Consider the following 21,667-nt stretch of genomic DNA (forward strand, 5'->3'; position numbering starts at 1 on the left):
CGCAGAACATGAAAATCACTGTCCAGCGCAGCGGTGGCGTCGCCGCGATCACACGCGTCTGGACCGTGGATGCCGCCACCTCCGAAGATAGGCAGCGCTGGATGCCGATCGTGGAGGCCTGCCCTTGGGACCAAGTGCCGTCCCGCGGTCGCGCCAGCGCACAGGCGGCCGCGCGGGCACCCGGGAAAGCTGCCGGGCAAGCCGACCGGTTCATGTATTCAATCCGCGCCGGACAACACCGTGCCACGCTCCCGGAGACCGAGGTCACCGGGCCATGGCACACCCTCGTGGAGAACGCCAAGGTAGAAGGCCACGAGACCCTCCGCCGCTAGCCAACTTCCGCCAACTGGCCGCGGAAAGCCCTCCGGTAAGACTGAGGGCTCGTGGCCAGGACCTTGGCGAAGTGGTGCCGCAGCAGCACGGAATGTCCGAATCCTGCTTCGCGCGCAATTTCGTCGATGTTCAACTCCGTGCTTTCCAGGAGCTCCTGTGCCCGGAGCACCCGTTGCGAATTGAGCCACGCCGCCGGTGTGGCACCTGTTTCGGCCCGGAACCGGCGGGCGAAGGTCCGGGCGGACATGTGCAGCCGGGAAGCCAGTTCGTTGACGCTGTGGTCATGCTCGAGGTTTTCCACCATCCAGCGCAGCAATGCCTCCATGGGCGCAGAGCCGCACGTGGGCATGGGCCGGTCGATGAACTGGGCCTGGCCGCCGTCGCGGTGCGGCGGAACCACCATGTCGCGGGCGATGGCAGCAGCAACGTTTGCGCCAAGCTCGACGCGGACAAGATGGAGGCAGGCGTCAATGCCGGCGGCCGTGCCGGCACTTGTGATGATCGTTCCGTCCTGGACGTAAAGCACATTTTCGTCCACATGAATCTGCGGGTACCTGCTGGCGAGGTCCTGTGAATAGTGCCAGTGCGTGGTGCAGCGGCGCCCGTCAAGGAGGCCCGCACGGGCAAGCGCGTACGCCCCGGAGCAGATCGACATGACCCAAGCCCCGCGCGTGTGGGCCGCCCGTAGCGCATCCAATACAGGCTCCGGGACGTCCTCGTCCCGTCCATACGGGGCCATGATGACCAGGTCGGCATCGGCCGTAGCTTCCAGGCCCAGTCCGACATGCATCGACAGGCCGGACTTCATCTTCACGTCTCCCGGTACGGGGGTGCAGACCCTGAAGTCAAAGCCGGGAACGCCACTCCCCCGGTCCGCTCGGTCAATGCCAAAGACCTCGCAGGCGGTCCCGAATTCGAAGATCGAGAAGTTGGGAACAACAATGATTGCCACCGTTTTCAACATAGATCCAGTGTGGCAGAAAATTGCCTAAATGGGTCATTTCTGCCACTGTTTCTTGGGGTGCGTGAGGAACACGATGGAGTCATGGAATTCATCGGAGTCTTGCTCTTCATCATCCTCATCATCACTGCCGCCGCTTCCATCTCAGCGGTCCTTCGGGACGGCCGCGGCCGCCTTCCCGACCGTTCCGAGCCCTGGACGGCGAGGGACCTGCCTGACAACTCGTGCTGGACACTGCGCGCGTTCTAAGGACAGCCTGCCCCTCAACACGGACGACTTTTGTCCGCATGGTGGGCTAGATTCAGTGCCATGATCCAAACGTCCGCAAGGCTCCTGCAATTGCTGTCCTTGCTGCAGGTCCGGCGTGAATGGACCGGCCCGGCATTGGCCAAGCGGATGGGTGTCACGGAGCGCACCGTCCGCCGCGATATCGACAAGCTCCGGAACCTCGGCTATCCCATCCACGCCTCGCCTGGGATAGCCGGCGGCTACCAACTGGGCGCCGGGGCCCAGCTCCCGCCGCTGCTCCTTGACGACAATGAAGCTCTCGCCGTCGCCCTGGGACTGAACTCGGTGGCGGCGGGTCCCGTGGCCGGTATCGGCGAAGCATCGGTCCGCGCCCTTGCCAAGCTCGAGCAGGTGCTTCCCTCACGTCTCCGCCCGAAGTTCGCGATGCTCAAGGCCGCGGTCACCACACTGCCCAGCAACGCGGCGTCGGTTGACCCCCAGCAGCTCACTGTGGTCTCCGCGGCGATCGCGGACAAGCGACAACTCAGTTTCGACTATGTCAAGGCAGACGGTGACGCTGGCCGGCGTTTGGTGGAGCCATACCGGCTCGTCGACACCGGGCGGCGCTGGTACCTGGTCGCATGGGATGTGGACCGGGAAGACTGGCGCACGTTCCGTGCCGATCGCATCGCCACGCTTCCGGCCGAACGGAAAAAGTATGTGCCGCGCCCCCTGCCTGCCGAGGACCTCGCGGACTACGTCCAGCGCTCCGTGACCCGCTCGCCTTACCGTTACGACGTCGTCGTGCGCCTCCACGCCCCCATCGGCGACGTGGCCGCCGTCGTCGGCCCGCAGCTCGCTAGCCTGAGCGACGACGGCGGGAGCGCAACCCTGCTCCGCGCCGGCTGGGACAGCTTGGCCCAGCCCGCGGCGCACCTCGCGGCGCTGGACATGGACTTTGAGATCATCTCTCCTGAAGAATTCAAGGAGTACGCCCGCACCATGGCCGGGCGATTGGAAAAGGCCGCGGGAAAGCGCGCACTGCGTGCCGAGGCGCCGCCACAGTAGACTGTCAGCAGCCATGACACTTCATATTTCCTACCCCGCAGAGCTGCCCGTCTCCGAGCGCCGCGAGGACTTGATGGCGGCCATCGCCGCAAACCAGGTGACCATCATCGCCGGCGAGACCGGTTCCGGCAAGACCACGCAGATCCCCAAAATGTGCCTGGAACTCGGCCTCGGCGACAAGGGCCTGATCGGCCACACCCAGCCGCGCCGCCTTGCCGCGCGCACCGTCGCAGAACGCATCGCCTTCGAGATGGGCGTCGAGATCGGGCAGGAAGTGGGCTTCCAGGTCCGTTTCACCGGCGAAGTCAGCAAGGCCACCAAAATCAAGCTAATGACCGACGGCATCCTGCTGGCTGAGATCCAGCGGGACAAGCTGCTACGTAAGTACAGCGCCATCATCATCGACGAGGCACACGAGCGCAGCCTCAACATCGACTTCATCCTGGGCTACCTCAAGCGGATCCTGCCGCAAAGGCCGGACCTGAAGGTCATCATCACCTCGGCGACCATCGACCCCGAGCGTTTCGCGAAGCATTTCGGCAGCGAGGAAGAACCCGCGCCGATCATCGAGGTCTCGGGCCGGACCTACCCGGTGGAAATCCGCTACCGGCCGCTGTCCCAACCGGCCGGCGGTGCATCCGGCGAGGATGAGGACGCGTCCGACGACGAGCTCGAGGAAGACCGCGACCCACTCGATGCCGTGTGCGACGCCGTCGACGAGCTCGCGCTTGAGGCTCCCGGAGACATCCTGGTGTTCTTCTCCGGCGAGCGCGAGATCCGCGACGCCGCCGAGGCGTTGAACGGCCGGATCCAGGCCAACCGCAGGCTGGCGGGCACCGAGGTGCTGCCGTTGTTCGCCCGCTTGAGCCTGCAGGAGCAGCACAGGGTCTTCAACCCGGGCGGCAAGCGGCGGATCATCCTCGCTACCAACGTCGCGGAAACGTCCTTGACCGTTCCCGGCATCAAATACGTCGTCGACACCGGCACGGCCCGCATCTCGCGCTACTCGCACCGCACCAAGGTGCAACGGCTGCCGATTGAACGCGTGTCGCAGGCATCGGCAAGCCAGCGTTCCGGCCGTTGCGGGCGCGTGTCCGAGGGTATCGCCATCCGGCTCTATTCCGAGGAGGACTTCGAGTCACGCCCCCCGTTCACTGATCCGGAGATCCTGAGGACCAACCTTGCCGCGGTCATCCTGCAGATGACTGCCATGGGCGTTGCCCGCGGCCCCAAGGACGTGGAGAACTTCCCCTTCGTTGAGCCGCCGGACTCCCGGGCCATCAACGACGGCGTCACGCTGTTGCGCGAACTCGGCGCCTTGAGCGCGGCCCGCACGGGCGACGGCGGCGCTCCCCCACCCGTCGACGGCCGCAGCGCGCGCGGGGGCGGCACCGACAACCGCGGCGGCCTGACCGCCGTCGGGCAGAAGTTGGCCCAGCTCCCGGTGGACCCCCGGCTCGGCAGGATGATTGTCGAGGCCGGAAAGCGCGGCTGCGTCAAGGAAGTCATGATCCTGGCGGCGGCCTTGACGATCCAGGATCCGCGCGAGCGTCCGACGGACAAGCAGCAGCTTGCCGCCGAGAAGCACGCACGCTTCAGGGATGAGAACTCGGACTTCACCGGATTCCTGAACCTGTGGAACTACATCCAGGAAAAGCAGCAGGAGCTCTCCTCCACGCAGTTCCGCCGGCTGTGCAGGAACGAGTTCATCAACTACCTGCGCGTCCGCGAATGGCAGGACCTCTTCCAGCAATTGCGCCAGCTCGCCAAGCCGCTGGGCATCACCATCGACAACAAGCGCGAGGCCGACCCCGTAGGCAACAACGAGGGAATCCACATCAGCTTGCTCTCCGGACTGCTGAGCCACATCGGCATGCTGGATGAACGCAAGCGCGAATACGCCGGAGCACGCGGCAGCCGTTTCGCCATCTTCCCGGGCTCGGCGTTGTTCAAGAAGTCGCCCGCCTTCGTTATGGCCGCGGAATTGGTTGAAACAAGCCGGCTCTGGGCCCGGGTCGCGGCGAAGTTCGATCCCTTGTGGGCGGAGCAGGTTGCACCGGATCTCGTAAAGCGCTCCTACAGCGAACCCCACTGGTCCACCCGGACGGGCTCGGTTATGGCCCACGAGAAGGTGATGCTCTACGGAGTTCCCATCATCCCGAACCGCCGCATCAACTACGGCAGGATCGACCCCGAGCTCTGCCGCGAACTCTTCATCCGGCATGCCCTCGTCGAAGGCGACTGGAAAACCCACCACAAGTTCTTCCACCGCAACCGCGCCTTGCTCCACGAAATCGAGGAGCTCGAGACGCGGATGCGCCGCCGGGACATCCTCGTGGACGACCACACGCTCTTCGAGTTCTACGACGCCAGAATCGGCAAGGACGTGGTCTCTGAACGCCACTTCGACAAATGGTGGAAGGAAGCCCGCCAGCAGGACCCCACGTTGCTGGACTTCGACCAATCGCTGCTCATCAGCGAGGACGCGGAAGCCCTGGATGATTCCGCCTACCCGAAAACCTGGCTGCATAAGGGCTTTGAGCTGCCCCTGAGCTACGAGTTCCATCCAGTGGCTCCCGGCTCGCCGCCCAATCCGTCGGATGGTGTCACAGCCGAGGTCCCCGTGCTGTTCCTTAATCAGCTCGACGACGCCCCTTTCCGCTGGCAGATACCGGGCCAGCGGGTGGAGCTCGTCACCGCCTTGATCAAGTCGCTGCCCAAACACATCCGCAAGAACTTCGTGCCTGCCCCGGATGTTGCCCGGCAAGCGGCTGCTGCTTTGGAAACCGACTTCGATCCTGCCTCGGACGATCTTGAGGCCTCACTTGAGCTGGTGCTGCGCCGTATCCGGGGACACATCGTTCCTCCGGGATCGTGGAATTGGGACGCCGTTCCGGCGCACCTGCGCGTCAGCTTCAAGGTAGTGGACAGCCGCGGCAAGGTGCTCGACGAAGGCAAGGACCTGGCCGCTCTCCAGGAGCAGCTGGCTCCGGCTACCCGCCGTGCCATCGCCGAATCCCTCGGCGCAACACCCGCGACGACGGCGCGCACCAACGGTCCGAAGGGCGCTGCACATGCCGGCGGTGCCGGATCCCCCAGTGGAAACGGCAGCGGCGGCTCGACCCCGCAGGCCGCCGGTTTCCTCTCAGAGCAAACCGGGCTCACCGCGTGGACTTTCGGAGCTATCGAACGCCAAGTGACGCGCACAGTGAAGGGGCACGATGTCACGGGTTTTCCCGCTCTCGTGGATGAGGGCACATCCGTTGCGTTGCGGGTGTTCCAGACCCGGGCGGAGCAGGAGCCGGCAATGCGCGGCGGCGTTATCCGGCTGCTCGCGCTGCGGGTTCCCGCCCCGGACCGCTACGTCCTGGAACACTTGAACAACACGGAGAAGTTGACGTTCAGCCAGAATCCCCATGGTTCGGTAAGTGCCTTGATTGCCGACTGCGTCCTCGCGGCCATCGACAAGCTGACTCCGGCCGAACTTCCGTGGGACAAGGAGGCATTCGACGCCCTGTACGAGCTGGTCCGTGCGGAACTGATCGACACCGTCTTCACGGTGACCGCCGTCGTCGAACGCATCTTGGGCAGCACACGGCGGATCGAGAAGCAACTCAAGGGCAGCACGAGCCTCGCCTTGATCAGCGCGCTCAACGACATGAAGAGCCAACTCGAGCAACTCGTGTTCCCCGGTTTTGTGGCACGGACGGGCTACGCCCAACTGAGCCAGCTGCCGCGGTATTTGGCCGCAATCGAGAAGCGCCTCGAAAAGCTCCCGAACAATGTCCAGCGTGACGGGCTGAACATGTCCGTTGTTCAGGCGTTGGAGGACGACTACGACGACGCTGTCTCCGCGCTGCTGCCTGGCCGACGGGCAGGAGCTGAATTAACACGGGTGCGCTGGATGATCGAGGAGCTGCGCGTGAGCCTCTTCGCCGTCGAACTCGGCACGGCCTACTCAGTCTCGGAAAAGCGCATCCGCGCGGTTCTCAACCAGGCGCTGGCCCCCGCGTAGCCGGGGCGGTACCAACGCCCGCTCACCTATATGGCCAAATCCCAGGACGCCCGCTCACCTATACGGCCATTCCTGCCAAAGGTGAGCGAGCGTTTGGGAAAACACCACCAAAGGTGAGCGAGCGTTGCCCCAACTCAATCTGCTGGAACGTACTCGCCGTGTCCGGCGGCGACGAGCCCGGCGCGGAGTTTTGCCGCATTCGCGTCGAGCCGGGCAGGGTCCGGGTTGTGCTCCACGGTTCCGAAGTCGAAATCGGCCAGGGACGTTGCCGGGAAGACGTGCACGTGGAAGTGCTCCACTTCGAAGCCCACCACGGACAGTCCCGCCCGTGGTGCGCCAAACGCCTCCACTTGTGCCTTGCCGATTGTCTGCGCGACCGACATGACTTTGTTGAGGAGCTCGGGAGGGACGTCGGTCCAGCGGTCCACCTCTTCGCGCGGCACCACGAGGGTGTGGCCATCGGTCAGCGGGGCGATGGTCAGGAAAGCCACCACGTCGTCGTCCTTCCAGACAAAACGTCCGGGAATCTCGCCGTTGATGATCTTGGTGAAGAGGGTGCTCATACGTCTGCCTTTTCCGAAGGGGGCTGAAGGGTCTTGGTATCGAGGACGAAACGGTATTTGACGTCGCCGGCAACCATGCGGTCGTAGGCTTCATTGAGTTGCCGGGCGGTGACCACTTCGACTTCGCTGACGACGCCGTGCTCAGCGCAGAAATCCAGCATTTCCTGGGTCTCGGCAATGCCGCCGATCAACGAGCCTGCATAGGAGAGCCGCCGCCGGATCAGCGCGCCAGGACTGACCGGAGGCATGTCGGTGGGAGGCAGCCCCAACTGGAAGAGGGCGCCGTTCAGCCGCAAGGTCCGGAAGTACGGGTTCAGGTCATGGGGCGCCGCGACGGTGTCGATAATGACGTCGATAGTGCGGTCGGCGCCTTCCATGGCTTCGGAGTCCTTCGAGAGGATCACGTCGTCCGCACCGAGCTCTATTGCCGCCTCGACCTTGGCATCCGAGGTGGTGAAGACCACCACGTGCGCCCCCATGGCTTTCGCGATCTTGACCGCCATGTGTCCCAGTCCGCCGAGGCCGACGACGCCCACAACGTCCCCCTCCTCGACGTCGAAGTAGCGAAGCGGCGAGTAGGTGGTGATGCCCGCGCACAGCAAGGGCGCCGCCGCGGCCGGGTCAAGGCCCTCGGGAACGCGCAACACGAAGCGGCGGTCAACCACCACGGAAGTGGAGTAACCGCCTTGGGTGATGGCGCCGCCGTTCCGGGAATCCTTCACCCCATAGGTGCCGACGTTTCCGCGTTCGCAATACTGCTCCAAGCCTTCGAGGCAGCTATCGCACTCGCGGCAGGAGTCCACCAAGCAACCGACGCCCACCAGGTCTCCGGGCACGAAGTCGTCGACGGCGGAGCCCACCCGACGGACCCGGCCCACGATTTCGTGGCCTGGGACGAGCGGATAGCTCTGGGCACCCCATTCGCCCCGCGTCGCGTGGACATCGGAGTGGCAAAGACCGCAGAAGTCGATCTCGATCTCGACGTCGTCTTCCTTGGGAACGCGGCGGGCCACTGTCAGCGGGACAAGACCGCTTTCCGCGGAAGTGGCGCCGTATGCGGCCGCCAGGGTCGGCATGCCTTTCGCGGCCACGGGTGCAGCGGGGCTGGCCTCCGCGGTCTCGTCACTCACGACGAGCGGCTTGCCAAGGGGCGGAGGAACGGGGCGTCCGGGAGTCATGCCTCGACGCTACCCCTGCGGGCGGATTTTTTGCCACTCCGCGCTGCCATACCCCTCCGGCGTCACCGGACCCATGACTCATGGGCTCGGAGTGCCTAGCGGCGCTGCACCGGTGACAACCGGGTTGGCGTCGAGCGAGGACCATTGCGAAAAGGAGCCCGGGAAGAGGGCTGCCCTGAATCCGGCGATTTCGAGGGCGGCGATTTCGTGGGCTGCCGTCACCCCGGAGCCGCAGTAAACCGCTACCTTGCTGCCTTCGTCGATGCCCAGGGCAGCAAATCTATTGCGGAGCTGCGCTGCGCGGAGGAACGTGCCGTCCGGTCCGAGGTTTCCGCTGGTGGGGGCGCTCAGCGCGCCGGGAATGTGTCCCGCGCGGGGATCAATGGGTTCGATTTCGCCCCGGTAGCGCTCCCCCGCCCGGGCATCGAGAAGGATTCCACGGCTGTGCCAGTCAGCCGCGTCCTCCATGCTGATGGCATCCATGTGGCCGTGTCCAAGCACGACGTCGCCCGGAACCGGCGGTTGCTCGTCCTGCGCCAGCGGGTGGCCTGCGGCGCGCCAGGCACCCAGTCCACCGTCGAGCAGGAAGACGGAATGGAAACCGGCGTCCCGCAGCAGCCACCACAACCGTGCCGCGGCAGTGCTGCCGCTGTCGTCGTAGGCAACCACGGTATCGCCGTCGTTGATTCCCCAGGCACGGGCGCTCCGCTGCAAAGCAGCGGTGGACGGCAACGGATGCCTCCCCTGGCCCTCGGCCGTGGGATCGGCGAGTTCGTGATGGAGGTCCACATAGACCGCGCCAGGGATGTGGGCTTGGCGGAAGTGCGAATGGCCGTGCGGATCGCCCAACACCCACCGGACGTCGAGCAACACAGTCCGCTTGCCCGCATCCATGCGGTCCTTGAGTGCGGCTGCGTCAATGATCGTGGCCATCAAATCTCCTTTGTTTTGCTGTGTCTACCAAACGATTGCGACGCTGCCGCCGTGCAGCTGCCGACCGGCTACCAGCCTATCCTTGGGCGGCAGCCTCCGCCGGTAGGCTGGATCGGTGAGCACTCTACGCAACCAGGACCGGGCATGGGCCAGCGAGGCAATCCGACGAATCGAAGCCGAGAACAACCGCTCGGCGGATACGCACCTCTACGCAGTGCCGCTCCCCGAACACTGGGGTGTCCAGCTCTACCTCAAGGACGAGTCCACGCACCGTTCGGGCAGCCTCAAGCATCGCTTGGCCCGCTCGCTTTTCCTCTACGGCCTGGTCAATGGATGGATCACGGAAGGGACCACCATCGTGGAGGCTTCCAGCGGGAGTACCGCCGTGTCCGAGGCGTACTTCGCCAGGCTGATCGGACTTCCGTTCATCGCCGTGATGACCCGGACCACCAGCCCGGAAAAGATCGCCCTCATCGAAGAGTTCGGCGGCGCCTGCCTCCTCGTGGATCACGCCTCTGAGGTCTACGCAATGGCCGAGGAGGTTGCCCGGACGTCCGGCGGTTACTACATGGACCAATTCACCTTTGCTGAGCGCGCCACCGACTGGCGCGGCAACAACAACATTGCGGAATCGATTTTCGAGCAACTCGCCCTCGAAGAACATCCGGTGCCCGAGTGGATCGTGGTGGGCGCCGGCACCGGCGGCACCAGCGCCACGATCGGCCGGTACCTGCGGTACCACTGCCACTCAACGCGGCTGGCCGTGGTCGATCCTGAAAATTCCGCGTTCTACCCCGGCTGGCGCGACGGCGTCTCGGACTACACGACGGGAATGCCATCCAGGATCGAAGGCATCGGACGGCCGCGCATGGAACCCAGCTTCGTCCCGGCCGTCATCGACACCATGATCCAGGTCCCCGATGCCGCTTCTGTGGCCGCCATGCGGCACCTGCGCAGGCTGGCCGGGCTGCACGCCGGGCCCTCCACGGGAACCAACCTGTGGGGTGTTTGCCAACTGATTGCCGAGATGGTGGCCCAGGGAAAGCGCGGCAGCATCGTGTCACTCATGTGCGACGCCGGTGATCGCTACGCGGGCAGCTACTACAACCCGGACTGGCTCGCTGAGCGCGGCCTGGATCCCGCCCCATACGAGGCCGTACTGGCCGACTTCTTCGAGACGGGTACGTGGCCAGGCAGCATGTAGGCGGCGCAGACTGAGCTAGACCTCCACGGACTCGAGCGGCGACAACCTCGCATAGCGGGTACCGTACTTCGCGCCGATCCGGGTTACGTGGCCTTCCACCAAACCGCGTCCGAGTTCGTTGAGCAGGCCATCGTGGACCGGGTAGGCCTGGGGTGCGCGGACCGCGATCACGAAGTCAACCACTTCGCCCACCTTTGACCACGGCGCGTGGATGGGCACCAGCAGGGTTTGCACGTCGATGCCATCGGGGACGACGAATGAGTCCCCGGGGTGGAAGACATTTTCGTCCACGAGGTAGCCGATGTTGGCCACCACCGGAATCTGCGGGTGGATGAGGGCATGCTGCCCTCCGAAGGAACGGATCGCGAAGCCCCCGGTTTCAAAAGAGGTGCCGGGTTCGACGGCGTGTACACGCTCGCCGTCGTCGCCCGCCTTCTCGGCAAGTCGGGACGCGACACCGGAGGGTGCGTGCACCTGCAGCCCTGGGTTTCCCTTGAGGGCTCCGACGACGGCGTCCACGTCCACGTGGTCGGCGTGCTCATGGGTGATCAGCACCGCGTGGGCGCCCGCAAGGGCTTCCTCGGACTCGGAAAAAGTCCCGGGGTCGATCACAAGGACCTGGCTGTCCTTTTGCAGGCGGACACAAGCGTGGGTGAACTTGGTGAGCTTCATGCAGCCAGCCTAGGACGGGCCTCCAATGGTGTCCACGAACCGGCGTCCGAGCGTGGCCTGCTGGTAACGTTGGTACTTGCGAACAACCACATCGAAATGAGTCCACGAATGTCACAGGGCGCCAATGCCGCCACGTCCGGGCCCTCAGCCCGGTCGCTTCCGGATGCCAAGGATCCCGCCGTCAAAGAGCAGCGCGTCACCAAGCAACGCCTGGCCGTCAGCGCCGCCCTGGACGAACTCGACGATTTCGTGAGCACCCAGGAACTGTACCGGCTGCTCCAGAACCAAGGCGTCTCGGTGTCCCTGGCCACGGCCTACCGCATCCTGCAGTCACTTGCCGACGACGGCCTGATCGATGTCCTGAGAAATGCCGATGGCGAAGCCGTCTACCGCCGCTGCGCGGTCACAGGCCACCACCACCATTTGCTGTGCCGCAATTGCGGCAAGGCCGTCGAAGTGGAAGCTCCGGCGGTGGAGACGTGGGCAGCCCGGGTGGCTGCCGAGAACGGCTACACCGAAGTGGCGCACACGGTGGAGATTTTCGGGCTCTGCCCCGAGTGCACTGCCAAGAAGGCCGCGGGCCTGCTCTAGCCGGCTACCGCCTGGTCTTCCACTGCCTGGCCCACGGCAGCGTGGGGACGGACGATCCGGCCGTTGATCCCCCGTTTGACGCGCACGTTGCCGATGACCCGGCACACCACATAGATCAGGAACGACAACGTGGTGACATACGGGCTGATGGGAATCCTGCTGCCGAGCGCCAGGAGGATGCCGCCCACAGTGGCCGTGATCGCAAAGACCACGCTCAACAAGACCACGAGCCGCGGCGAAGTGGTCACGCGAAGGGCAGCGGCAGCGGGCGTGATCAGCAAGGCCAGCACCAGAAGCGCGCCGACTATCTGGATGGACAAGGCAACGCTGACGCCGAGCAACACCATGAAGGCAATTGCCAGGCCGCGGACAGGCACTCCCCTGGCTTCCGCCATCTCAGGATCCACACTGGCGAAGCTGAGCGGGCGCCATATCGCGGCCAGAGCGAGCATGACCACCACGGCCGTGCCTGCCAGGACCTGGAGCTGGACAGTGTCCACTGAGACGATCTGGCCGGTCAGTAGCCCGAACTTGTTGGCCGCCCGGCCTTGGTAGAGGGCCAGGAACAAGATGCCCAGGCCTAGCCCGAACGGCATGATGACGCCAATGATCGAGTTCTTGTCCCGCGCCCGGACGCCCATGAGTCCCAGAAGCAGCGCAGCCGCAACGGATCCCGCGAGCGAACCGAAAATGATGTCCGCCCCGATAAGCAGGGCAAAGGAGGCACCGGCGAAGGACAACTCCGAAATGCCGTGCACCGCGAAGGCGAGGTCCCGCTTCATGACAAAAGTGCCTATGAGCCCGCCGAGCAGGCCAAGGACCGCACCGGCCCAGATGGAATTCTGGACCAGGGCCAGCAGTTCGCCATAGTTTTCAAAGTTGAAGATGGTGTGCAGGATGCTTCCGAGATCCATTTAGTGACCTTCCTCCACACCGGCGTGGGCGTCATCGTGGTAGTGCGTCGTCGCGTCCGGAAGGCCGACGACGACGATCCTGCCGTTCGCGCGGATGACCTCAACGCGGCTGTTGTACAGCTCGGACAGGACCTCGGTGGTCATGACCTCTTCCGGTGTTCCCACGCGGAACCTGCCGCCGGCAAGGTAGAGGACGCGGTCTACGTAGTCGATGACCGGGTTGATCTCGTGCGTCACGAACACCACGGCGCTGTTCCGCTCGTGGCATTGCTGGTTGATGAGGGCACTTACGGCCTGCTGGTGGTGCAGGTCCAAAGACAGCAGCGGTTCGTCGCAGAGCAGGAGTTCAGGCTCCGCGGCAAGGGCTTGTGCAACCCGGAGCCTCTGTTGCTCGCCACCGGACAATTGGCCAAGCGGTACGCGGGCGTAGTCACTCGCCCCCACCAAGTCCAGGAGGGCGTCGACGCGCTCATTGACGGCCTTGGCCTTGATCCGCAGGCCCCAACGGTGGCCGTCGACGCCGAGGGCCACGAGGTCCCTGGCGCGCAAGGGCGTATCCGGAGCAAAGGACTTCTGCTGCGGGATATAGCCGATTTTCCGGCTGCCACGTTCCACGGCCTGTCCGGCCACGGTCACCGTCCCCGAGTGAAGCTGCTGCAAACCGAGGAGGACTTTGAGGAAGCTGGTCTTGCCGCTGCCGTTGGGGCCGAGCACAGCGAAGAACTCACCCGCCTGGATGTCCACGTCGAGGTCCTTCCAGAGGGCCCGTTGGCCAAACTGGAGGCCCGCGCCGCGAAGGCTCACTACCGGTGTCAAAAAGAATCCTCGATCCATGGGGTTCGCGAAGAGATGTCGCTGCCGGCCTGCACTTGGATGAACAGGGAGGGCCCCGCAGCCGCCCTGTATATCTTAGGACGATTGCGGGGCCCGTCTGTTCGTATCTGCATAGGCCTTTACTTGTTCAGGGCAGCAGCAACGTTGCCCACATTGTCCGTCATCCAGGCAACGTAGTCCTTGCCCTCGGGAAGTGTCTCGGTAAAACCGATCACCGGGACGCCGGCAGCAGTTGCCGCGGCCTTCAGCTTTTCCGTCTCAGCGCTGGCGGTCTGCTCGTTGTACGCGAGGAAGCGAACCGACTTCGAGGAAATCAGATCGCTCGTTTCCTTGACCGCTGCCGGCGGAACGTCCGAGCCGACCTCAATGGCGTGGCTGAATTCCTCGGGCGTCTTGTTCTCCAAGCCCGCAGCCTCAAGCAAGTACCCCGGTACGGGCTCTGTAACCGCTACCGGAGCGGAACCCTTGGAAGCCTTGATCGCTGCGACTTTGGCGCTGAGTCCGGTCAGCGAAGACTTGAACTTGTCGGCATTGGCGGTGAAGGTCTTGGCATCGGCGGGGTTCAGGCTTCCGAGCTTCGCAGCGATAGCATCGGCCACTTTCGCCATCGCGTCGAAGTTGTACCAGACGTGCTCGTTGAACCCTTCCGGCACCGCTGAGGGAGATGTGCCGGCCGTGGCCGCGGGAAGGAGCCCGGAGACGTTGACGGCGGTAAGGGTCTTGTCCGCCGCGACCTTGCTGTCATCGGCCAGCTTGCTGAAGAAGTCGTCGTAGCCCGCGCCGTTGTCGATCACCAATTGGGCCTTGGAGACGGCCAGCTTGTCCTGGGTGCTTGCCTCGTAGGAGTGCGGATCCTGGCTGGTCTTGCTGATGATGGAGGTGACTGACACTTTGTCACCGCCGACGCTCTTGGCGATGTCGCCGTACACGCTGGTGGAGGCCACTACGTCGATCACCCCGGAGGGCGACGACGGCGCCGTCGCGGCGGGTGCCGCGCATGCGGAAAGCAGGACTGCCAGGCCCGCGGAAGCGGCAAGCGAAAGGCGGGCGGCAAGGGAAAGGCGGGCGGCGGCACGACGCACGGAAAACCTCGGATCTACCGAATCAAGCACAACAGGGGACTCCATGAGTGTACCCGCAAATGGGAATGATTCCTATTTAGAATTTTGGGCGGCTCCTGCCGGCCCCGTTGGAGGCCAGCAGGAGGTTACGCTGATTCCGTTCCGCCCAGCCGTCGGATTCCCCTGGCCTGGGTGGCGTCGCGGATCTCGCCCACAAGCTGTTCGATGACGTCTTCCAGGAACAACACCCCCAGAGTCGCACCGCCCGTCCCCACCACGCGACCCAGGTGCGAGCCGGTCCGCTGCATCACGGCCATGGCATCTTCAATCTCGTCCTCCGGTGCGAGGTTCACGAGGGACCGGATCCGGCTTTCCGCGATCGGATAGCGGCGCCCTTCCTCGGGAATGGAAAGCACATCCTTGATGTGAAGGTAGCCGGTCAGCTCACCGTCGTCGTCCAACACGGGGAAGCGTGAGAAACCGGTGCGGCTGACCGCTTTCTCGAGTTGCCGCGGCGTCGAGCCAGGCTTGAGCGTGACGAGTTTGTCCAGCGGCACCATGATGTGCGCAGCGGTGTGCTCGGAAAACTCCAAAGCGCCGCTCAGCAGGCCGGCGTCGTCGTCCACCAGCCCGTGACGGGTCGATTCCTGCACGATGGACTGCACTTCCTCGAGGGTAAAGGAGGAGGTCACCTCGTCCTTGGGCTCGATCTTCATCAAGCGAAGGATGCGGTTGGCCAGCCAGTTCAGCGTCCAGATGACGGGCTTCACGAAGCGGGCCACGTGGACCAACGGCGGCGCCAGAAGCAAAGCCGCCTTGTCTGCGACCGAAACAGAGATGTTCTTGGGGACCATCTCGCCAAAGGTGACATGCAGGAAGGTGACCGCGAGCAAGGCAACCGCAAACGCGATGACATCCGCCAATTCAACCGGGACGCCCACGGACTCCAGCGGTGCCCCCAGCAAATGGTGGATGGCAGGCTCGGCCACGAGGAGAATCAGCAAAGAACACACCGTGATGCCAAGCTGGGCACACGCCAACATCAGCGAGACGTGTTCCATCGCATAGAGGGTGGTCTGCGCGCGCTTTGACCCGCGTTGGGCCAAAGGCTCGATCTGGCTGCGGCGCGCAGACATTACGGCAAACTCGGCGCCGACAAAGAAGGCGTTGCCGATCAACAGCACCACGAGCCACAGGATTCCTGCCCAGTCGCTCATGCGGCACGTCCTTTACGGCTGGTTTTGGCCACGGGGTTGCCTACGGCATCGCCTGCAGAACCGCCGGACCCCTTGCTCAACCGCTTGCTGGCCTGCTTCCTGCTTTGCCATCCGTTCGAATCGCTTTCCGCTGTGCCAATTTCGGTGCCTTCGTCGTCGTCGGCGTCACCGTCGGGCGCCGTGGGGTGGAAACAAATGCGGTCGATCCGGCGGCCGTCCATCCGGGTGACGGCCAGCGTGCCGCCGCCGGCCTCGACGACGTCGCCGACCATCGCGATCCGGCCAAGTTGGCTCATGACGTAGCCACCCACGGTTTCGTAGGCGGGGTCGTCGGGAACCGTGAGGCCCGGGATCTGTTCACTGACCTCGTCCGGACGCAATAATCCGGGAAAATACCAATCCCCCGAGGCGCTCTGCAGCAATCCGGGCCGGACCCTGTCGTGCTCATCCGCCACCTCGCCGACGATTTCCTCCACCAGGTCCTCAAGGGTGGCGATCCCCGCAGTTCCGCCGTACTCGTCAAGCACGACGGCGAGTTGCAGGTTGCCCTCGCGGAGTTCCAAAAGCAGGGCGTCAAGATGGATGGTCTCGGGAACGCTCAGGACTTCGGACATGATGGCTCCGGCCTCCAGCCGGCTCCTGCGTTCCGACGGGACTGACACGGCTTTCTTGATGTGCACCACGCCCCGGATGTCATCGGCCGATTCGCCGATGACCGGGAAGCGCGAATACCCGGTCCGCCGGGCCGCTTCGATGATGTCCGACACGGGCTGGTCGGCGTCGATGGTTTCCATGCGGATGCGCGGGGTCATGACGTCGGCCGCCGTACGCGCCGAGAAATTCAAGGTCCGGGCAACAAAGTTGGCCGTCCCGGCGTCGAGGGTTCCCAGCTCTGCCGAACGGCGCACCAGGGAGGCCAGTTCAGAAGGCGAGCGCGCGCCAGAGATCTCCTCCTTGGCCTCGAGTCCCACAAGGTTGAGCACCTTGTTCGAGAAGCCATTGAGCACAATGATTGCGGGCTTGAACACGGCCGTGAACATCAGTTGCGGGCGGGCCAGCGCCCGGCCGAGCGGAAATGCCAAGGCCAGGGCCATGTTCTTGGGAACGAGTTCGCCGATCAGCATCGACAAGCCGGTAGCGAAGGCCATGGCCAGGATGAGCGACAAGGACTGGGCAGCAGCCTCAGGCAGCCCGGCCCAAAGAAGCGGTCCGTGCAAGAGGGAGCCGACCGATGGCTCCATGACGAAGCCGGTCAGCAAGGTGGTGAGGGTGATCCCCAATTGGCAGCTCGAGAGCTGGGTAGAAAGGGATCTGAGGCATCTGAGCAACGCCTCGGCGGCGTGGTCGCCGCCGTCGACCGCTCTTTGGACCGTTGACTGGTCGAGTGCCACGAGTGAGAACTCGACGGCTACAAAGAAGCCGGTGCCCAGAATCAGGAGCACGCCGGCGAGAAGGAAAAGCCACTCCATTAGAGGCCGCCGGATCGTGCGGAGGGCAGGAGCAGGGCACCAGGAGGGCTACAGGCTGGTTGGCCCGGCGGGGGTTGGTCGGACGCAGCGGATGAGCGATCCGCCGACCGGCCGGCCAGGAGATCCGGAGTGCGATGGGCATGTGTACGGGTATTGCCGGCTCGGCGGGTGCGCTGCGCGGAGATTGCCGAACGGCTTCCCCTGCAGCTCCCAGGCCGGCACCTAGAATTACTGTCCATAAGAATTCAAGTCTACAGTCCGGCCGAGACGCGGCTTCACGCGACTTCACCGGCCAGGGCCGGGCTCTGCGACGCAGCAAACGACCGGAAAATCCCGGGAAAGATGAGCCCCCTCCGGACGCAAAAGCCGGGCCATCCCGCCTTCAGCATGATTTAGGTCACCACTATTGGCAGATAGCCGCCGCTCGTCACTAGACTGGCTAGGGTCTGAGTTCGCGGGACCCGGACCCTGGCTCGCCTTGCACCCCCCTGCAGTTCCCCGGGCCAGCTGGAAATCAACACTCATGGAAGAGGCGTATTTCAAGTGCCAGAGCAGCCAAGCCACCGTCTACCCGAGGAATTTGGCGGAAACGAGTGGCTCGTTGACGAACTGTACGAGCGGTACCAACAGGACAAGAATTCGGTCGACGCCAAGTGGTGGCCGCTTTTCGAGTCCTTCGATACCGCTGACGGCACTTCTTCCAACGGAACATCAGCAGCCCCTGCCAACCCTCCCACTCGCGAAATTCCTGTCGTGGCACAGGCCGCCGCAACGGCAATGACGCCGGTCGCGCCCGTGGTTGCCCCGGCAGCTCCCCCCGCCGCCCCCGCACCTGTTCCGGCTGCTCCCGCGGCACCGGTCAAGAAGGCACCGGCCACTGTCGCCAAGGACGGCGCGCAGAAGCCATCCGACGGCAGCCAGTCCCAGCCGATCCCGGCACAGCTTCCCAAGAGCACCAAAGCTCCCACCCCGCCGGAAGAGGACGTCGTCTCCGTCCTCCGTGGTCCGGCCAAGGCCATTGCGTCCAACATGGTCATGAGCCTTGAGGTTCCTACCGCCACGAGCGTCAGGGCCGTTCCTGCCAAACTCCTGATCGACAACCGCGTTGTCATCAATTCCAACCTTGCCCGCGCCCGTGGCGGCAAGGTTTCCTTCACCCACCTCATCGGCTACGCAGTGGTCCGCGCACTGTCCCAGTTCCCGTCGATGAACGTGTACTACGACGAAGTGGATGGCAAGCCCGTTGCCGTGCAGCCCGCGCACGTCAACTTCGGCATCGCCATTGACATGCCCAAGCCCGATGGCACGCGCCTCCTGATGGTTCCCAACATCAAGAAGGCCGAAACGATGAACTTCGCGGAGTTCTGGCACACCTACGAAGACCTCATCAAGCGCGCGCGCAACGGCAAGCTCACGGCGGACGACCACGCCGGCACCACCGTGTCCCTGACAAACCCGGGCGGCATCGGCACCGTGCACTCCGTGCCCCGGCTCTCGAAGGGCCAGGCCGCCATCATCGGCGTCGGAGCCCTCGACTACCCGGCCGAGTGGCAAGGCGCGAGCGAGAAGATCATCGCCCAGAACGCCATCAGCAAGATCCTCACGCTGACGTCCACGTACGACCACCGCGTCATCCAGGGTGCCGGAAGCGGCGAGTTCCTCAAGCTCGTCCACCAGCTCCTCCTCGGTGCCCAGAACTTCTACGACGAGATCTTCGAAGCGCTGCGCATTCCCTACGAGCCCGTCCGTTGGAGCCCCGACCTCCAGGTCGACCCCGCTGACGAAATCAACAAGGTTGCCCGGATCCAGCAGTTGATCCACTCCTACCGGGTCCGCGGCCACCTCATGGCAGATACGAACCCCCTCGAATACGTCCAGCGCAAGCACCCGGACCTCGACGTGCTGACCTATGGCCTCACCCTGTGGGACCTGGACCGCGAGTGGCCCACCGGCGGATTCGGCGGCAAGCCGATGCTCAAGTTCCGCGACATCCTGGGCGTCCTCCGCGACGCTTACTGCCGCACTACGGGCATTGAGTACATGCACATCCAGGAACCCGAAGAACGCAAGTGGTTCCAGGACCAGGTGGAGCACCCGTACTCCAAGCCGAGCCGCGAAGAGCAACTGCGCATCGTATCCAAGCTCAACGCAGCAGAGGCCTTCGAAACCTTCCTGCAGACCAAGTTCGTGGGCCAGAAGCGATTCTCCCTCGAAGGCGGGGAATCCCTGATTCCGCTGCTGGACACCATCATTTCCGACGCCGCCGACGACGGACTCGACGAAGTCGCGATCGGCATGGCCCACCGTGGCCGCCTCAACGTGCTCACCAACATCGCGGGCAAGACGTACGCCCAGGTGTTCCGCGAGTTCGAAGGCACCCAGGACCCCCGCTCGGTGCAGGGCTCGGGCGACGTCAAGTACCACCTCGGCACCGAGGGCACGTTCACGTCGGACAACGGCAATGAGACCAAGGTCTACCTCGCCGCCAACCCGTCCCACCTCGAAGCGGTTGACTCCGTGCTTGAAGGCATTGTCCGGGCCAAGCAGGACCGGCTGGACCAGGGCGAGGCGTTCCCCGTGCTGCCCATCATGGTCCACGGCGACGCCGCGTTTGCAGGCCAGGGCGTTGTCGCGGAAACGCTCAACTTGTCCCAGCTGCGCGGTTACCGCACCGGTGGAACCATCCACATCATCGTGAACAACCAGGTCGGCTTCACCACCGCACCGTCGTCGTCGCGCTCTTCGACGTACTCCACCGACGTGGCCAAGATGATCCAGGCTCCGGTCTTCCATGTGAACGGCGACGACCCCGAGGCCGTGGTGCGCATCGCGCAGTTGGCCTACGAGTTCCGCCAGCGATTCCACAAGGACGTCATTGTGGACATGGTGTGCTACCGCCGCCGTGGACACAACGAGGGCGACGACCCCTCGATGACGCAGCCGCTCATGTACAACCTCATCGAAGCCAAGCGCTCCGTCCGCAAGCTCTACACGGAATCCCTCATCGGCCGTGGCGACATCACCGAGGACGAAGCCGAACAGTTGCTGCGCGACTACCAGGAACGCCTCGAACGCGTCTTCGCGGAGACCCACGCCGCACAGACTTCGCCTATCCCGATCATCACGGCGGATTCCGCCGCGGTGTCGGACATCGAGCGTCCCATCGCCCAGCAGGCGGACTTCGGCACCAACGCGCCGGCCACCACCGCCATTTCAGCCGAAATGCTGCAGCGGATCGGCCAGGCGCACCTCGATATTCCGGAAGGCTTCACGGTCCACTCCAAGCTCAAGCAGCTCTTGGAGAAGCGTGAGCAGATGTCCCGCGAAGGCGGCATCGACTGGGGCTTCGGCGAGATCGCGGCCTTTGGTTCGCTCGTCATGGAGGGCGTCCCCGTCCGCCTCGCCGGCCAAGACTCCCGCCGCGGCACGTTCGTTCAGCGTCACGCCGTGTTCCACGACCGCGCCAACGGCAGCGAATGGATGCCGCTGGGCAACCTGAGCGGGGATCAGGCCAAGCTGTGGATCTACGACTCCTTGTTGTCCGAATACGCGGCCATGGGCTTCGAGTACGGCTACTCCGTGGAACGCCCGGACGCCTTGGTGCTGTGGGAGGCCCAGTTCGGTGACTTCGTCAACGGTGCACAGACCATCATCGACGAATTCATCTCCTCGGCCGAGCAAAAGTGGGGCCAGCGTTCCTCGCTCGTGCTCATGCTGCCCCACGGGTACGAAGGCCAGGGACCGGACCACTCGTCCGCACGCATCGAGCGCTTCCTGCAGCTTTGTGCCGAGGACAACATGATCGTGGCGAACCCCACCACGGCCGCCTCGCACTTCCACTTGTTGCGCCGGCAGGCTTACAGCCGTCCGCGCAAGCCGCTTATCATCTTCACTCCGAAGCAGCTTTTGCGCCTCAAGGGTGCGGCTTCAGCGGTGGAGGACTTCACCACGGGCGGCTTCAAGCCGGTCATCGGCGAACACGAGCCCCTTCAGGCACAGAGCGTTGACCGCGTGATCCTGGTTTCCGGCCGCCTGTACTACGATCTTCTGGCGAACCGGCAGAAGACCGGCGACACGTCGACTGCGATCATCCGCCTGGAGCAGCTGTACCCGCTGCCCCAGGCCCAGCTCGAGGCGGAACTGGCCAAGTACCCGAACGCCGACATCGTCTGGGCGCAGGACGAACCCGCCAACCAGGGTCCGTGGCCGTTCATCGGCTTGAACCTGCCGCAGGCACTGGACCGCAAGGTCCGGCTCGTTTCGCGTCCGGCATCGGCCTCTACGGCAGCCGGTTCGATGAAGCGCCACAGCGCTGAACAGGCCACGTTGCTCAAGCAGGCATTCGAACGCAAGTAACCCTCAAAAGAGAAGGCCGCCCGGCTGGAGGTTCAATACCCGCTTCCAGCCGGGCGGTTCTGTTTAATGG

General features: G+C 64.4%; 17 protein-coding genes. 7 read left to right on the forward strand and 10 right to left on the reverse strand.

Annotated elements, in window-relative coordinates; translation table 11 throughout:
• Positions 1-8 precede the first annotated feature (8 nt).
• Positions 9-332 carry a protealysin inhibitor emfourin gene (locus AB4068_RS00590; protein ID WP_307053599.1) on the forward strand — a complete coding sequence of 108 codons (324 nt, stop codon included), beginning with the start codon at positions 9-11 and terminating at the stop codon, positions 330-332.
• Here the strand turns inward: AB4068_RS00590 and AB4068_RS00595 are convergent.
• Complete coding sequence (locus tag AB4068_RS00595; protein WP_306960943.1) at positions 329-1,297, reverse strand: GlxA family transcriptional regulator; 969 nt, start codon at positions 1,295-1,297, stop codon at positions 329-331. The two genes, AB4068_RS00590 and AB4068_RS00595, sit on opposite strands and share 4 nt — an antisense overlap.
• Before the next feature lie 81 nt (positions 1,298-1,378).
• Between AB4068_RS00595 and AB4068_RS00600 the strand changes: the two genes are divergently transcribed.
• Genes AB4068_RS00600 through hrpA form a run of 3 tightly spaced genes read left to right on the forward strand, consistent with a single transcriptional unit; the run spans position 1,379 to position 6,605 of the window.
• Positions 1,379-1,543: a hypothetical protein gene (locus tag AB4068_RS00600; protein ID WP_172465477.1), complete on the forward strand. Its 165-nt coding sequence runs from the start codon at positions 1,379-1,381 to the stop codon at positions 1,541-1,543.
• Between the two features lie 60 nt (positions 1,544-1,603).
• On the forward strand, positions 1,604-2,590 hold the full coding sequence (locus AB4068_RS00605) for a helix-turn-helix transcriptional regulator (protein WP_306960946.1): 987 nt from the start codon (positions 1,604-1,606) through the stop codon (positions 2,588-2,590).
• 13 nt (positions 2,591-2,603) lie between these two features.
• On the forward strand, positions 2,604-6,605 hold the full coding sequence (gene hrpA, locus AB4068_RS00610) for an ATP-dependent RNA helicase HrpA (protein WP_307053597.1): 4,002 nt from the start codon (positions 2,604-2,606) through the stop codon (positions 6,603-6,605).
• Between the two features lie 134 nt (positions 6,606-6,739).
• On the opposite strand, the gene AB4068_RS00615 is transcribed toward hrpA, so the two are convergent.
• From AB4068_RS00615 to AB4068_RS00625, 3 genes are all read right to left on the reverse strand, one after another.
• Positions 6,740-7,168, reverse strand: a complete 429-nt coding sequence (locus tag AB4068_RS00615; RefSeq protein ID WP_306960950.1) for an HIT family protein — start codon at positions 7,166-7,168, stop codon at positions 6,740-6,742.
• A complete protein-coding gene (locus tag AB4068_RS00620) occupies positions 7,165-8,346 on the reverse strand; it encodes an NAD(P)-dependent alcohol dehydrogenase (protein WP_441432438.1) in 1,182 nt (393 codons plus the stop codon). Before AB4068_RS00620 ends, AB4068_RS00615 begins: the two co-directional genes overlap by 4 nt.
• Positions 8,347-8,424: 78 nt before the next feature.
• Positions 8,425-9,279: a sulfurtransferase gene (locus tag AB4068_RS00625; protein WP_441432439.1), complete on the reverse strand. Its 855-nt coding sequence runs from the start codon at positions 9,277-9,279 to the stop codon at positions 8,425-8,427.
• Between the two features lie 115 nt (positions 9,280-9,394).
• Here AB4068_RS00625 and AB4068_RS00630 point away from each other — a divergent pair, with 115 nt between their 5' ends.
• Entirely contained in the window at positions 9,395-10,483 is a 1,089-nt protein-coding gene (locus AB4068_RS00630; protein ID WP_441432440.1) for a PLP-dependent cysteine synthase family protein, read from the forward strand.
• A 15-nt stretch (positions 10,484-10,498) separates the two neighbouring features.
• Here AB4068_RS00630 and AB4068_RS00635 read toward each other — a convergent pair whose 3' ends face one another.
• Complete coding sequence (locus tag AB4068_RS00635) at positions 10,499-11,155, reverse strand: MBL fold metallo-hydrolase (protein ID WP_441432441.1); 657 nt, start codon at positions 11,153-11,155, stop codon at positions 10,499-10,501.
• 108 nt (positions 11,156-11,263) lie between these two features.
• Here AB4068_RS00635 and AB4068_RS00640 point away from each other — a divergent pair, with 108 nt between their 5' ends.
• Positions 11,264-11,746, forward strand: a complete 483-nt coding sequence (locus AB4068_RS00640) for a Fur family transcriptional regulator (RefSeq protein ID WP_441432442.1) — start codon at positions 11,264-11,266, stop codon at positions 11,744-11,746.
• Here AB4068_RS00640 and AB4068_RS00645 read toward each other — a convergent pair.
• The 5 genes from AB4068_RS00645 to AB4068_RS00665 all read right to left on the reverse strand — a co-directional run bounded on the left by AB4068_RS00645 (position 11,743) and on the right by AB4068_RS00665 (position 17,241).
• On the reverse strand, positions 11,743-12,660 hold the full coding sequence (locus AB4068_RS00645; RefSeq protein WP_441432443.1) for a metal ABC transporter permease: 918 nt from the start codon (positions 12,658-12,660) through the stop codon (positions 11,743-11,745). The two genes, AB4068_RS00640 and AB4068_RS00645, sit on opposite strands and share 4 nt — an antisense overlap.
• On the reverse strand, positions 12,661-13,494 hold the full coding sequence (locus AB4068_RS00650; RefSeq protein ID WP_370872698.1) for a metal ABC transporter ATP-binding protein: 834 nt from the start codon (positions 13,492-13,494) through the stop codon (positions 12,661-12,663).
• A gap of 119 nt (positions 13,495-13,613) precedes the next feature.
• Positions 13,614-14,606, reverse strand: a complete 993-nt coding sequence (locus AB4068_RS00655) for a metal ABC transporter solute-binding protein, Zn/Mn family (protein ID WP_307053592.1) — start codon at positions 14,604-14,606, stop codon at positions 13,614-13,616.
• Positions 14,607-14,701: 95 nt separating this feature from the next.
• Complete coding sequence (locus AB4068_RS00660) at positions 14,702-15,772, reverse strand: hemolysin family protein (RefSeq protein WP_059387599.1); 1,071 nt, start codon at positions 15,770-15,772, stop codon at positions 14,702-14,704.
• On the reverse strand, positions 15,769-17,241 hold the full coding sequence (locus tag AB4068_RS00665) for a hemolysin family protein (protein WP_307053591.1): 1,473 nt from the start codon (positions 17,239-17,241) through the stop codon (positions 15,769-15,771). The genes AB4068_RS00660 and AB4068_RS00665 overlap by 4 nt, the downstream gene beginning before the upstream one ends.
• Before the next feature lie 543 nt (positions 17,242-17,784).
• Between AB4068_RS00665 and AB4068_RS00670 the strand changes: the two genes are divergently transcribed.
• Positions 17,785-21,597, forward strand: a complete 3,813-nt coding sequence (locus AB4068_RS00670; RefSeq protein ID WP_284988436.1) for a multifunctional oxoglutarate decarboxylase/oxoglutarate dehydrogenase thiamine pyrophosphate-binding subunit/dihydrolipoyllysine-residue succinyltransferase subunit — start codon at positions 17,785-17,787, stop codon at positions 21,595-21,597.
• Positions 21,598-21,667: the final 70 nt, after the last annotated feature.

Origin of the sequence: Arthrobacter sp. 2RAF22 (assembly GCF_052115325.1) — a bacterium.
Classification (GTDB): domain Bacteria; phylum Actinomycetota; class Actinomycetes; order Actinomycetales; family Micrococcaceae; genus Arthrobacter.